Raw genomic sequence first — 13,815 nt, 5'->3', positions numbered from 1 at the left:
AAGTCAATGGAATCTTTAATTGCTCCATGAATTTTTAAATAAACCAACCGAGGTCATCGTCTGAGTTTAACCAAATATACCTAACTAGCTTGCCGTACATCTTGCTCATATCGACCAATCATTTGCTCAAAACTTGCATTACAGAACAACAAGATTTAAATTATTGATTTCAAGACATTTATAAATATATTATCGCTTATATATCCTGTCGAAAAGGCAATAATTTCTTCATTTAGATGAGATTAGCATTGAGAATTGACCCTATTTAGGCTATAATAACCTGCTCGGAAAGGACTACTATGACTCCGTTTAATGGCATAGATTTTTGTAGGGGGCAGCTTTCAAGAGTTTTAGAATCACAGAATTTCCAAAACCTTGTAAACTAATTAGGTCCAATTTTTTATTTTGAAAATTCAGAGGGAGAGACCCCATGTAGTTTTTTAAAAGCTGTGGAAAAATAGGAATTGGATTCGATACCAATTTGATACATTACCTCGGCTACGTTATAGCCTTCATTAAGGCTTAGGAGTTCTGCTGCCCTTTGCAATCTAAAATTTCTTAAATAGCCATTTGGAGCCTGTCCCGTAAGTTGTTTAAGACGACGGTAAAAGTGCGAGGTACTAAGTCCTATTTCCAGGGCGAGCTCTTCAACGCCAAAATTGGAATCCGAAATATTCTTTTCCATTATGACAATGGTACCACTCAAAAATTCCTTGTCCCTGGTTGAAATTCCGATGGCATCCTTGGGAAGCTTGCTATTCTTTGAAAAATATTCCCTTAAACGTTCTTTGGTCTGAATCAATTTTTCGATCCTTAGCTCTAGATGTCTTAATGAAAAGGGTTTGCCTATGTACTCATCGGCACCGAATTCGAGTCCCTTGATCATATCTTCGTGCTCGTTCAATGCCGTTAAGAGCAACACGTGAATATGGCTTAGATCGGGATCGGATTTTATTTTCTCGCACATTTCGAAGCCGTCCATCTCGGGCATCATTACATCGCTAATGACCAGGTCGGGTTCGTTGCCTTTTATTTTTTCCAACCCTTCAATCCCATTGTTAGCCACTTCAATATTATATTTTTCCGACAAAGTGCCCTTTAAAAAGGTCTGTACATCCACTTCGTTCTCTACTAGTAAAATTGAATATTTCTTTTTGGTGCTATTATCCGTTGGCAGGGTAATGTTTGCATCAGTAATATTAGAGGACAGGGGAATCCAGTCATCCACAAAGGACTTTTTGGAAGAATCAATTTCTTCCTCATCGTATCCCTTTATCGATTGGGAAGGTAGTAAAACCGAAAAGCGGGTTTCTACCCCAGGGTTGCTCTTTGCAGAAATCTTACCATCGAGTAGATTGACCAACGATTTGCAAAATGACAGACCGATTCCACCGCCGCTTACTTTATCGGTCCTATTTCCCAATTGATAAAACCTTTCGAAGATATTTTCTAAATCTTCTTCAGGTATTCCCTTGCCACTATCTACCACATCAATATATATCATTTTTTGCCCTGACTCGTATTCTATTTTTGATTCGATGCCAATAGTGCCAAAGGGTGGTGTATTCTTAAAGGAGTTAGAAAGTAGATTGAAGATAATACGTTCAGTTTTTTCTACATCGATAATAACTTCTTCGTCAGGGGAGCTTATTTTATGACTAAAATTGATATCCTTTTCAATGGCGTAATTTTCGAATGCCTCAATAGTAGGGTTAATAAATGCGCCTAAAGTGTCTTTCCTTAAATTTAATTTCAGTCTCCCTTGTTCCGCTTGTTGAAACGTAATCAATTGGTCTGCCAAGCTTAAAAGTCTTTTGGTGTTTTTCTGGATCAACGCTAAATATTTGTTGTTTTCGGGATCTGTGTTTTTTGTGACCAATCGCTCCAAAGGACCAGCAATCAATGTAAGTGGCGTTCTAAATTCATGGGACATATTGGTGAAATACTGAAATTTTCCCTGATTGATGGTGTGCACCCTTTCTTTGTCCAATTCTTCAAATTTCAACCGTTGTTTTAATTTCTCATGTCGCGAAAAATAGAAAACTATCCCGATACCGATACCCACTGTAAGCAATGAAAAAAGCAGATAACTCCACCATGTCAGGTACCAAGGGGGCAATATTTTAAGGTTCAACGTTTTGGTCTCGGTACTCCAAATTCCATCGCCGTTGGCCGACCTTACCATGAACACATAACTCCTGGCGGGCAAATTTGTATAGGTAACGGTGGTTTTGCCTTCGTTGACGGTTACCCAATCCTCATTAAAACCCTCAAGTTTATACGCAACCTTATTTTTGGAAGGAGTAGATGTGTGCTCCACGGCCAGATCAAAAGCAACAAATTGTTCCTTTTGGCTTACTTCTATGCTTGTCGTCTCTGAAATGGATTTCTCTAGAATTACCCTATTATTTAGTTTTTCCCCAATTCTTACCCGCTCATTGTTTACTAAAAGGTCTGTAATCAAAACCTTGGGAGGTTGATCGTTCAGTTTAATGTCTTCGGGCCTAAAAATCGTTAGCCCATTTAATCCGCCAAAATAAAAATATCCCGAATTGCCCTTAAAAAAAGCCCCTTGTCTAAAATTATTATGGGGGAGGCCATCACGTACGTCAAATACATCAATGGTGCTGTCTTTGGGATCAAATCTCAATAATCCCATATCAGAACTTAACCATAAATAGTTGTTCCCCTCTGGCAAAATACCGTAGATGGCATCATCTGGGAGCACGTCATTTTTACGGTAAAACTCTATCTTAGAAGGTTTCCCTGAACTATCTATAGTTATTTTGTTCAGTCCGCCACCAAATGTACCTACCCAGATATTTCCATTGTTATCATCATATAGGGAGAAAACATTTTCATAACTCAATCTTAATTCGTTATTCTTGTCATCTGAAAAAGTTCGGAGGATTTCAATTTCGTTACCATCATAACTCGCATATATCAACCCTTTTTTGGTTCCGATCCATAATGAACCATCGCCCCTCTTTAAAAGCGTATGGCCAACTCCATTTTCCAGGGAAATAACTGACTTTACCTCGATATTTGGGTTTTTGTAACTATCAATTATAGGCCATGGGTTTTTAACAACTGTCAACTGACTTCCCACTAGAAGAACATCATTTTCTCCCACTTGACAGATATTTCGAATCTCCTTATTGAAAAGTTGGATGCCATCCTTGGCCAATGTTACTTTTTTAAATTGGTCATTTGAAGGATTATAAACAACTAGTGAATTGTCCGTGCCAAACCAAAAATATCCTTTATTATCCTCATAAATGCTACGGACAATATCCAAATCTGAAATAGGAAATCTATTTTCCAAGTTTTCAAACTGAAGCGAATTGAAGGTTTGATCATTTACGGTAGTGGTACTTCTGAAAAGTGGGTTGTTGTAACCGGACAACCATAATCTTCCCTTTGTATCTTCAAGTATCGCCGTTAATAAATTATCTGCCAAGGACTGCTTGTCATAGGGGTTGTTGGAGTAACTTATAAATTGTTTCTGAGTAAGATCTAACTTATTTATTCCACCTTGTGCCGTACCCACCCACAACACATTGAAATCATCTTGAAAAAGGGCATTGATATTTTGACTGCTTAAACCAAAAGTGTTGAGGGGGTCGTAGGAAAAGTGTTGAAAACTGCCTTCATCTTCTAAATATTTAAAGAGGCCGTTATCCGTTGTACCAATCCAAACACTACCAGAATGGTCTTCATATATAACGTCTACAATGATGGCGGAGCTGGTGGGGTTTATTTTTTTATCAATATTAAAACTAGATATAATATGAGCTTTATCCCCGTCCAGGGTGGCCTTAGACAACCCTCTTTCAGTTCCGATCCAAAAGATATTATTTCTATTTATAAGGGATGTAATAGCCTCGTTTTCCAAAGCCTTAAATTGAGTCAAGGATTTCATTTCCAGATCATCGCCTAACGACTTACCTCTTAGCGATAAATTCCACAAACCCATGGAGGTAGCCAAAACCATTAAATTATTATCCCTAAAACTAAAATCGTTTATGTTCGGAATGTCCCTTTGGGATTTTAGGATATTATCGGAAACCTTGAAAACTCCATTATCCAAATCAGTAAGTTCGCAAACAAATAGTTGATTTTCACCGGAAAACCAGATTTTGCCATCGCGTCCAGAACCGATCTTACTAATACTGATCTTTCGATTTAGTGGAACCGTCAGGAATTTTTCGAGTGTTGGAATATAAACATTAAGCCCTACATTGGTGCCGATCCATAATAATCCCTGATCATCATTGAATAATTTCTTAATGTCATTGCTAAGGATATTTCCGTTGATGTTGGTTTGGGTAGTATAGGTTTTAAAGTCGTAACCATCATACCTAATTAGTCCATTTGGGGTGCCATACCATAAAAATCCGTACCGATCTTGTTCAATGGCATTGATTGTATTTTGGTTAAATCCTTCTTTATTGGAAAATCTTTCAAACTTTTGGGAATACAAGGAGAATTGGGCCGTAAGTGTCAGAACTACGATTCCCAAAAAATTAAGCATAACTCTTTGTTTTCTATATCCTTTCATACCCTTGGTTCAAATCAAGAATTAGTATATCGGAATTCATCCTTTGGTTGGCTATAGTTAATTATAACAATACAAATTTATACTTTACACTATGAATGGGAAGTTTTTTTTTATCTTCCTGGCAATATGCTCCAACCCAGCTTAACAACAACATCAAAATTAAAGTAACTATTCCAACAAAGTACTGGCAAAAAGGAATGCGATGGGTTTGTTCACTAGAAACCTTTTTTTTTAGAAAAAACTAAGCAGTATAAGGATAATATTTCCGGGATTATGAAGAACCATATTATTGTTACTTCTCAAGGTATTTTGGTTTCACATTTAAACAATACTCTTAAACACTTATACTAAAACTGAGCGAAGTTGGCATTGAAGACTTACCCAGATTTAGTGGTTAGAACGCTTCAATAGGTGAAATAATTCAAAATTTAACCGCGCAAAACACCAAAGTTCCCAACTGTTTTGCAGTGACAGTAGATGCCTACGATGCTTTCATTGACGAAAACAATTTGAAGGGAAAATCAATGCGGCATTGGATGGTTGGTATACCACGGATATTATTCAACTTCGTAAAATGGGGTCCAACATTAGAAAATTGATTTCCAATGGCAAATTTCCTGTTTCGGTTGAGAAGTTGATCTTGGAATCCTATTATGTCCTGTCCGAGGATTACGATCAAAAAGCTACGGATATAGTCGTGCATTCCTCGGCCACAGCAAGGGGTCTACCGGACGCTTCCTTTGCAGGACGGCAATCCACTTATCTGAACATTTGAGGTGGAGAAATGCTGTTGACGCCATAAGAAGTTGTTTTGCATCCTTGTATACGGACCGTACCATTTCGTATCGTTCTTCCCGAGGTTTTAATCAATTTTTCATAAAATTATCGGTTTGTGTCCAAAAAATGGTACGCTCGGATCTGGGCACTTCAAGCGTAGCTTTTTCCACCAGACAGTTCGGGGCAGTTCCCAAAGATGAATTTTCAGGCTCCGCGCTTCAACGCAAGAAAAAATAACCCGATAAGGATAAGCCCAAACCAAAATCAAAAAAGGATGATGGAAAAATAAAACTACGTTCCCTCTCTAGGCGTTCAAAGCAAAAAATAAAGAAGAAAATTAATTGCTTTACCCAATGCCATAAGAAAATGAGTTTTGTAACCCTGACTTTTCTGAACAAAGTTGAAGACAAACAGGGTATTGACGTACTCCGGAAATTCTTGGACAACGTAAAAAAACGTGACAATAAATTTGAATATGTGTGGGTAGCGGAAAGACAAACAAAAAACACAGAATTTGAGGGCAATATTCATTTCCATATCGTTTCCAATAAATATTGGAAGGATATATAGGAAGTCATGGACAATATGATTCAACAGGGATTTTCACAACAATTCCTGCCATAGCTTCTGGATTAATGGGTATTTTAATAGGCCATATGCTAGAAAGAAAAGATATTGAAATTGAAGTGAAACTCATTTGGATGTTTATAATTGCATGTACATTTCTCATGCTAGGTTGGGCATTTAGCTATGAATTTCCAATGATAACAAGATTGTGGATATCATCCTACGTGTTATTTACTTCCGGTATAGCTGTAATTTGTTTTGCTACCTCCTTTTGGTTTCTAGATGTTCAAAAATATCCAAAGGGAATAAAACCTTTTATTGCTTTTGGCACCAATGCTTTGACAGCTTATTTTGTGGCAGGTATTTTTGGTCAGTTAATAACCAGAAATCAATTTATTTCATTTAATAGTGGTAAAATTAGTCCCAAAGAATGGTTGTTTAATGAGGTTCATACTTCAGTGTTCAACCCATATAATGCCTCTTTTGCATATTTAATATTAAATACATTACTGATTCTTATTTGGTATATGTACAAGAGGAATAAATTCATCAAGGTTTAAGTAAACTGTAGGAATTTATGAAAAACAATATGGTTTAGCATTTTTCAAACGGTATTTATTATAGCTAGTTTGTCAGAGTGTAGTTTAAACTAAACGCCTTAATTCATCTCGCTTTAGTTTCTAAAAATCTTTGTCCTTCTTAAATTGTAGCCTTCCCTAATTGAACTATTTCCTGTTCTTCAATAGGAATTTGTTCCACAAAAAAAGTCCTAGCTTTCGCTAAGACTTTTCGATACCACTTCGTGGAACCACCTGGGTTATCTCGCAGTGCTCGTGGACCAGGAATTGCCCCTAAGGCAAATAGAAACCCACGCTTTGGACGAGGCCTCAGCGTTATTACTTTAAGTAGCCATTTATGAGATAGTCCTTGGAACTGAGTCATCATACTAAATCAGTTCCTTAGAATCCCTGCCCGTCCAGTCAGGCGGGTATGAAAAAAGGGTCAGACTTTAGATAAAAGTCCAACCCCTGTTATTTTTAACTTACACAGTTGGCGGGATAGTCCCTTTTAAAACTAAGGCAGTTTGACTGCATCTATCTTTCCCGCTCCTATGACAGATTAACGTCAATTCTATTGTTTTGACAATATCATATTTTTAATACTATTTTTTACTTTGATTTTCATCTATAGTTTTTTTGTCAATATCAAAAGTCTTATTCTTGACACTGGTACCACCAGTTGGATTAGTGGGGTTTGATTGTTCTACTTTTCTATTAAATTTTCTTTTATCCTGTGTAACTCCCATAATTTTTGTTTTTAAGGTTCATATTCAATGTAATGGCTAGGCCTTCGAATATCTAATTAATACAGCTAAACCTTTGTTAAATCGTTTATTTTAAGATATTTATCACTCCTAGACAGCATTGAAACTTCCTCCCCGTATTCTATTGAACAAACCAAATAAAATAAGCCCTAATTGATTTTTTTCAATTTAAATTCTATATCTTATAGATAAGATTGTTTTATATCAAAAATATGCTATAGATCTTTTGCCTTATAGCATTTGTCCTCATCCTAGTCTCCCCTTGTCCGATTTAATTGTAAAGTATATCCCATTAATTTAAAATATCATTAAATGAAACCACTGAATGTTGCACAAAAACTTATTAGCTCCCATCTTGTAGTTGGAAAGATGACTCCAGGTTCGGAAATTGGTTTAAAAATTGACCAGGCACTGTTGCAGGACGCTACAGGAACATTGGTACAGTTGGAATTGGAGGCGATGGGACTTGATCGAGCCAAAACTGAGGTAGCGGTTCAATATGTTGATCACAATCTCTTACAAACCGATTTTAAGAATGCGGACGACCACCTTTTTCTGTATTCAGCTGCACAGAAATTTGGACTATGGTATAGTAGACCGGGCAATGGCGTAAGTCATCCAGTGCATATGGAACGTTTTGGAGTTCCCGGAAAGACCCTAGTAGGTTCCGATAGCCATAGCTGTGCAGCGGGATCTCTTGGAATGCTGGCCATCGGCACAGGGGGATTGGATGTGGCGGCTGCCATAGCCGGGCAGCCTTATTTTGTTAAGATGCCAAAGATTATGGGTGTCAAACTAGTTGGAAAACTTCAAGATTGGGTAAGTGCAAAGGATATCATATTAGAAATGCTGCGCCGATTTGATGTAAAAGGGGGAAAAGGCAAGATTATTGAGTATTATGGTGACGGATTGAAAAATTTAAGTGCTATGGACAGGCACGTAATCGCGAATATGGGAGCTGAGCTTGGGGCTACGACAACGGTCTTTCCAAGTGACCAAGAAACATTGCGTTTTCTGAAATCACAAGGAAGGGAAAATGATTGGATGGAAATCATTGCTGATGAAGGGTGTTCCTACGATCTAGAGCATGAGATAGTGCTTGACGAAATCGTACCCTTGATCGCTTTACCAACCAGCCCCGGAAATGTAGTTCCCGTATCAGAAGTAGAAGGCAAAAAAATTAGTCAAGTCGTTATTGGTTCTTCTGCCAATCCTGGACTTCGGGATTTTTGGATGGTAGGAGCTATTGTTAAAGATAGGTCTATCCATCCTGAGGTATCCTTTGATGTCAATCCCACTTCAAGACAGATTATCCAGAACATGATCAAGAATAAAACATTTGCTAACCTGATCAAAGCAGGCGCTCGATTTCATCAATCTGGATGCATGGGTTGTATTGGAATGGGCCAAGCTCCGGCAAGTAATACGATCAGTCTGCGTACCATGCCACGTAATTTCCCCGACCGTTCGGGAACAAAGGACGATCAGGTTTACCTATGTAGTCCTGAGACCGCCGCTGCTTCAGCGTTGACCGGAAAAATTACTGATCCAAGAAATCTTGAAAAAATGTTCGGAATGAAATATCCAAAATACGAATCCCCTGATTTGGAAATCATCAATATTGATATGCTAGTACCGCCAACCAAGGACAATGCCGAGGTTAAACTCAAAAAAGGTCCTAATATAAAATCGTTGCCCGTAATGGAAAAGTTGAAATCTGAATATACAGTCCCCGTACTTTTAAAAATGGGAGATAATGTTTCAACCGACGAGATATTGAAGGCCGGTGCGGAAGTACTGCCATTTCGAAGTAATATTCCCGAAATAAGTAAGTTCTCCTATTCCGTAATAGATGAAAATTTTTATGATAGGGCCTTGGATGCCAAAGAAAAATATGGTGGCCATATAGTAGTAGCAGGAGAGAATTATGCACAGGGAAGTAGCAGGGAACATGCTGCAATCGCCCCTAAGTATTTGGGGCAAATAGCTGTCATAGCCAAGGATTATGCCCGAATCGCATGGCAAAATCTTATTAATTTCGGAATTCTTCCACTGGAATTTGCAAATCCAGACGACTACATGCTTATCGAACAGGGTGCGCTCGTTGAATTCAAGAACTTGAGGGAAAACATAGTAAATAACCGCCCGATTGAGCTAAAGGTCAAAAATAAAAATCATGAAACAAGTATATTAACAAAACATAGCTTGAGCGATCGGCAAATAGCGTTATTATTGAAAGGTGGGGTCATCAACGATTTCAAAGAAAAACTTACTTCATCGAAAAGTTGACCCACCTTGGCCAGACTTCAAATAGTCAAAAAAATATGGGCATAATTAATGGATTCAAGAGTTGTCTTCGATAATTGCACTTGCAGCGTTGGCCTTTACCGAAGCTATTCCTGTCTCCATGGCGGAAGTGGCTGAGTACATTTCACTTGTTCCGATTACTTGTCCATTAGAAGCTTTTAGGTTAAAGTAAGGACTGCCGTCCGAAGCCGTATTTCTTTTAAACATATTATCATCTCGGGAATCTCCCTACCAAAAGCAAACAAGCCTTCATATTGAGCAAACAAGAAGGCCTTACCAATATAGAAATCGCAGAGTACTTAAATATTTCTGAGAAATCTGTTGAGGGCCATATTACCTAGGCTTTTACCACTTTGCGCAAATCCCTTGACGGTAAAATGAAAGGAGTTTTCCTTTTGCTTTTTGGACTGGACGTAAATCTTAAATCTTAATTTCGTAGATACGTTGTCCTCAATGTTGTCTCTTTTGAAAACAAAAAATCCGTATATTACTGATTAACAGATATCTACGAATTGTATTTGTAGTCCCCCATAGCTTACCGCCTTCTGCGGCATAGACTTCTCTCCCAGATTTTGTTCCACAAAAAAAGTCCTAGCTTTCGCTAGGACTTTTTGTTTCCACTTTGTGGTCCCACCTGGGTTAGCTCGCAGTGCTCGTGGACCAGGAATGCCCCCTACTGCAAATTGAAAACCACACTTCGCTGGCGCGAACCAATTTTTTCATTTCCTGTTGAAAGCTCGGGCAAGCCCAGCTTTCTTCCCGGAAATGAAAAACCCACGCTTTGGGCGTGGGTTTTCTGCTTGATGTGGTCCCACCTGGACCCCCGATAATTTGATTCTATTTTACTCTATTTTATTATATATTAGCCTTTTAAGCCCTATAAATAGGAGGTTTTGCAACAAGCCGAAACAAGCTAAAATCAAACCAAATTAAAATTATTCGTCCCCGCATTCGTCCCCTATTATAATTTTTTACATATATTTGTTTCATGGCAAAAGCAAAATTTATACTCAAAGAACCTACCTCAAAAATAGAAACATTGGTCTATATGTTTTATAATTATCAATACAAGAGGTTTAAATATTCGACAGGGGAGAAGATAAATCCCAAATTTTGGAATCCAAAAGCACAAAGGGCAAAAGAATCAAAACAGTTTAAAGAATATCCCGAATTTAACTCTCGTTTGGACAAATTAGAAAATGGCATAAATAATGCCTTTCGAAGATTACTTAACGATGGGATACAGCCCAACAATGATATTATAAAAAAAGCTCTGGAAGCAGAATTATCAGGCAATATTTTACAGGCCAATAAAATGACCTTTTTTGAATTTATTAAGGGCTATATTGAAGAGAGTAAATTAAATAAGAAGTCAGGTACAATCAAAGTCTACAATACAACTTTCAAGTATCTAAAAGAATATGCTACAAAAATAAACAAGAGTGTAGATTTTGAATCTATCACATTGGAGTTTTATAATCAGTATACAGCATATTTGGCTGTTGATTCCAATCTTTCGGCCAATACCGTTGGCAAACATATAAAGACAATTAAATCCTTTATGAACGAAGCTACTGAAAGAGGTTATAATGTAAACCTAGAATTTAAGAAGCGAAAATTTAAGACCTTAAGGGAAGAAGCGGACACTATTTATTTAAACATTGATGAATTAAAAGCAATGGAAAAAATAGGTTTATCCTCTAGCCCAAGACTAGAAAAAGTAAGGGATTTATTTTTAATTGGATGTTATACAGGATTAAGGTTTTCTGACTTTACACAGATTAAACCTGAAAATATTGTTTCCGATAAATCCATGCTTCAAATAAGAACACAAAAAACAGGAGAAAGGGTTTCTATTCCACTACATCCAACTGTAAAAAACATCCTGAAGAAATACAATAATATTCTTCCTAGTGCGTATACTAATCAGGTTATGAACAGATATATTAAAGATGTCGCAAGTTTAGCACAATTAAAGAGTGAAGTAGAAACAACCATAACTAAAGGGGGTGCCATGAAAAAAGAGGCTGTCAAAAAATTCAATTTAGTTACAACACATACGGCAAGAAGAAGTTTTGCTACCAATTTATTTTTGGCAGATATCCCCGCGATTTCTATAATGAAGATAACAGGACATAAAACAGAACGTTCTTTTATGCAATATATCCGGGTAACGCAGGAACAAAACGCAGATAAATTATTAAACCATCCATTTTTCAATTAATGAAAGCACGAACGCTCCAAGAATTACAGGAAATCTTCAATATTAGATATGAGAAAATCAAGAATAAGAGTCTCTTAATTGAAGATGAACTAAAACAGATTGATGAATTTTTTAAAACAGAAGGAAAAAATATTTATAGACCTGATATAGTTGACTTTTTAACTAATAATGATATTGTCCCTAATACTGTATTCAATACACATTGGATTTACCCACCCACTGGTTATTTTCCTTATTTCAAATACTATTATGAAGGATATTTATATGAAGAAATAGAACATCAACTTTCAGATGGCAAAGCAACCAACAATAATACCCAGGAAGAAATAGACAGTTATTTAGAAGGTTTGAAACCTGTAAGATTACAAGCATTTGAACTCGCTAAATATACTATTTGGTTAAAAGAATTGAAGATTGGTCCTACTCTAAAAGCATCAATTAGTAAATCGGATTTATCATTAAAACAAAGAATCCTTGTCCTTCATTATTTGGGTTTGGATTTCAACAAATACAATCAAACGGCCTTGGGAGACGTATTGAGTTTAGTCATTGATAAAAACGATTCCAACACAAGAACTGCTATAAATGAACTGTTATCCGCTAAAAACGAGAACAAAATAAAATCAAATGAAAATCTTCTTAAAATGCTGGAAGTGTTTGATAACAAGGTTTATACAAACATAAAATTGAAAATAAATAACGACCTTGAAAAATTTGGGGTACCTGATTGAGGTTACCACAATCAAAAATTTGCATCCATCGTAATTCATATTTGCTCCATTATTAATCAAATGAAATTAAATAATGGCAAAATTAATGTTGAGTACTTTGGAACTTTCCGACATCAAAAAAATAGTTGAGGAAGTTATTGAAAACAAGTTAAAGAACTTTAACCCACAACCTGAAAAGGAAGGGCTAAAACTCTTATCAAGAAAAGATACGGCCAAACTTCTCTGTATCTCCTTACCTACTCTTCACGATTGGACAAAAACAGGAATAGTCAAAGCCCACAGAATAGGGAACAGAGTTCTCTATAAACTGGAAGAGGTGAACGGTGCTTTGAACATGATTCAAACATCCAAAAATGGAAGGGGGCCAAAATGCTAAAAAAGAAAAATGATTACTCCGTTATCGTATTCTTTGAGAAAGGAATTAAACCCAAAAAATGGAACTATGTCCATAAACTCAATGGCTTTTCAATGTTCCTAAAAAAGAGCCATCCAACTTGGCAGTACATAAACGTTTACAACAGGCGTTCGGGTGCTTTCATGAGAAGAATCCAAAGGGACAGTTTCATTCCTCCATTCATCACCGAGTAGTTTTCTTTTTTTTTAACCTTTAAAAAGTAGCACCTTTAATAATTGGCCTTTTACTGGTTTTAATAGAAACCCCAGCTAATATCTTCAACTACCTTATCCCAGTAGCTAGTATTCCCGCGAACTCCGCTAATCCTTGCTGTCACATCGTCCTACCCTTCAAGAAGTACACATTTTACCTCCCTTAAACCTTCTCTGTCCATATCATTTAAATTGATACAAACTTAGAAATTTTCCAAATTGTCCAACTTCCACTTTATCCGCACTGCCATAATTTTGACAATTTTGAAAACTACCGATTATTAGTTTATAGCAGAAAATACATCATCAAGACGTGTCCTTGTTCTAGCATAATGAAAACATGGACCGCAAATCTATGTTCCTATTACTTGCCCGTGCATTGATAGATATATGACAAGGCACATTACCCCATTATGTCCCTATTTGGAGCCTAAATAAGGACGTCTCCCAATTGGAACCAAATACTTATCTGTACGGGCATTTTCCCCCCGTCCCCGATGAAACAACCTACCCTCCTTAATTTTTGCCCCTATCGTTTTAAAGTTGCCCCAAGCTTAAGCGTAAAAAAAATAGAAAAGAGTGGTGACATTTATTGCAAAAAACGGTCATAGTATACCACCCTGGCCGGATTAAAGTGAGCCACCCTCGCCGGGTGAAAGTGAACCACCTTCGCCGGATGAAAGTGAACCACTAAGAAAGTCGATTCTATTTGTAAAAA

Annotated in this window: 12 protein-coding genes; 9 read left to right on the top strand and 3 right to left on the bottom strand. The window is 37.0% G+C overall.

The genetic code is table 11. From position 1 onward, the window contains the following. Positions 1-400 precede the first annotated feature (400 nt). The gene (locus tag CWD90_RS14130) at positions 401-4,561 is read right to left on the bottom strand and encodes a hybrid sensor histidine kinase/response regulator transcription factor (protein WP_103476727.1); all 4,161 of its coding nucleotides are present in this window, start codon (positions 4,559-4,561) and stop codon (positions 401-403) included. 532 nt (positions 4,562-5,093) lie between these two features. Between CWD90_RS14130 and CWD90_RS23590 the strand changes: the two genes are divergently transcribed. The 4 genes from CWD90_RS23590 (at position 5,094) to CWD90_RS14115 (ending at position 6,465) form a co-directional block, all read left to right on the top strand. Continuing rightward, positions 5,094-5,336 carry a PEP/pyruvate-binding domain-containing protein gene (locus CWD90_RS23590; RefSeq protein WP_205161245.1) on the top strand — a complete coding sequence of 81 codons (243 nt, stop codon included), beginning with the start codon at positions 5,094-5,096 and terminating at the stop codon, positions 5,334-5,336. Next, a complete protein-coding gene (locus tag CWD90_RS23585; RefSeq protein WP_157941234.1) occupies positions 5,333-5,575 on the top strand; it encodes a PEP/pyruvate-binding domain-containing protein in 243 nt (80 codons plus the stop codon). The genes CWD90_RS23590 and CWD90_RS23585 overlap by 4 nt, the downstream gene beginning before the upstream one ends. Positions 5,576-5,704: 129 nt before the next feature. After that, complete coding sequence (locus tag CWD90_RS14120) at positions 5,705-5,908, top strand: rolling circle replication-associated protein (protein WP_103476726.1); 204 nt, start codon at positions 5,705-5,707, stop codon at positions 5,906-5,908. Continuing rightward, positions 5,893-6,465: a hypothetical protein gene (locus tag CWD90_RS14115; RefSeq protein ID WP_103476725.1), complete on the top strand. Its 573-nt coding sequence runs from the start codon at positions 5,893-5,895 to the stop codon at positions 6,463-6,465. The genes CWD90_RS14120 and CWD90_RS14115 overlap by 16 nt, the downstream gene beginning before the upstream one ends. Positions 6,466-7,067: 602 nt before the next feature. On the opposite strand, the gene CWD90_RS23225 is transcribed toward CWD90_RS14115, so the two are convergent. Further along, on the bottom strand, positions 7,068-7,211 hold the full coding sequence (locus CWD90_RS23225) for a hypothetical protein (RefSeq protein ID WP_187581497.1): 144 nt from the start codon (positions 7,209-7,211) through the stop codon (positions 7,068-7,070). Positions 7,212-7,541: 330 nt separating this feature from the next. Between CWD90_RS23225 and CWD90_RS14105 the strand changes: the two genes are divergently transcribed. Then, a complete protein-coding gene (locus tag CWD90_RS14105; protein WP_103476723.1) occupies positions 7,542-9,518 on the top strand; it encodes an aconitate hydratase in 1,977 nt (658 codons plus the stop codon). A 54-nt stretch (positions 9,519-9,572) separates the two neighbouring features. On the opposite strand, the gene CWD90_RS14100 is transcribed toward CWD90_RS14105, so the two are convergent. Then, positions 9,573-9,743, bottom strand: coding sequence for a YegP family protein (locus tag CWD90_RS14100; RefSeq protein WP_103476722.1), 171 nt, complete (start codon positions 9,741-9,743; stop codon positions 9,573-9,575). 47 nt (positions 9,744-9,790) lie between these two features. Here CWD90_RS14100 and CWD90_RS23645 point away from each other — a divergent pair, with 47 nt between their 5' ends. The 4 genes from CWD90_RS23645 to CWD90_RS14080 all read left to right on the top strand — a co-directional run bounded on the left by CWD90_RS23645 (position 9,791) and on the right by CWD90_RS14080 (position 12,867). Then, positions 9,791-9,877 carry a LuxR C-terminal-related transcriptional regulator gene (locus CWD90_RS23645; RefSeq protein WP_285901353.1) on the top strand — a complete coding sequence of 29 codons (87 nt, stop codon included), beginning with the start codon at positions 9,791-9,793 and terminating at the stop codon, positions 9,875-9,877. 647 nt (positions 9,878-10,524) lie between these two features. Beyond that, positions 10,525-11,760, top strand: a complete 1,236-nt coding sequence (locus CWD90_RS14090) for a tyrosine-type recombinase/integrase (RefSeq protein WP_103476720.1) — start codon at positions 10,525-10,527, stop codon at positions 11,758-11,760. Further along, positions 11,760-12,491: a hypothetical protein gene (locus CWD90_RS14085; protein WP_103476719.1), complete on the top strand. Its 732-nt coding sequence runs from the start codon at positions 11,760-11,762 to the stop codon at positions 12,489-12,491. Before CWD90_RS14090 ends, CWD90_RS14085 begins: the two co-directional genes overlap by 1 nt. 73 nt (positions 12,492-12,564) lie before the next feature. Next, positions 12,565-12,867 carry a helix-turn-helix domain-containing protein gene (locus tag CWD90_RS14080; RefSeq protein ID WP_103476718.1) on the top strand — a complete coding sequence of 101 codons (303 nt, stop codon included), beginning with the start codon at positions 12,565-12,567 and terminating at the stop codon, positions 12,865-12,867. Positions 12,868-13,815: the final 948 nt, after the last annotated feature.

Source organism: Arenibacter catalasegens (assembly GCF_002909235.1).
GTDB lineage: Bacteria > Bacteroidota > Bacteroidia > Flavobacteriales > Flavobacteriaceae > Arenibacter > Arenibacter catalasegens.
Note: the sequence above shows the minus strand (reverse complement) of the source record. Positions and strands in the feature narration are given on the sequence as shown.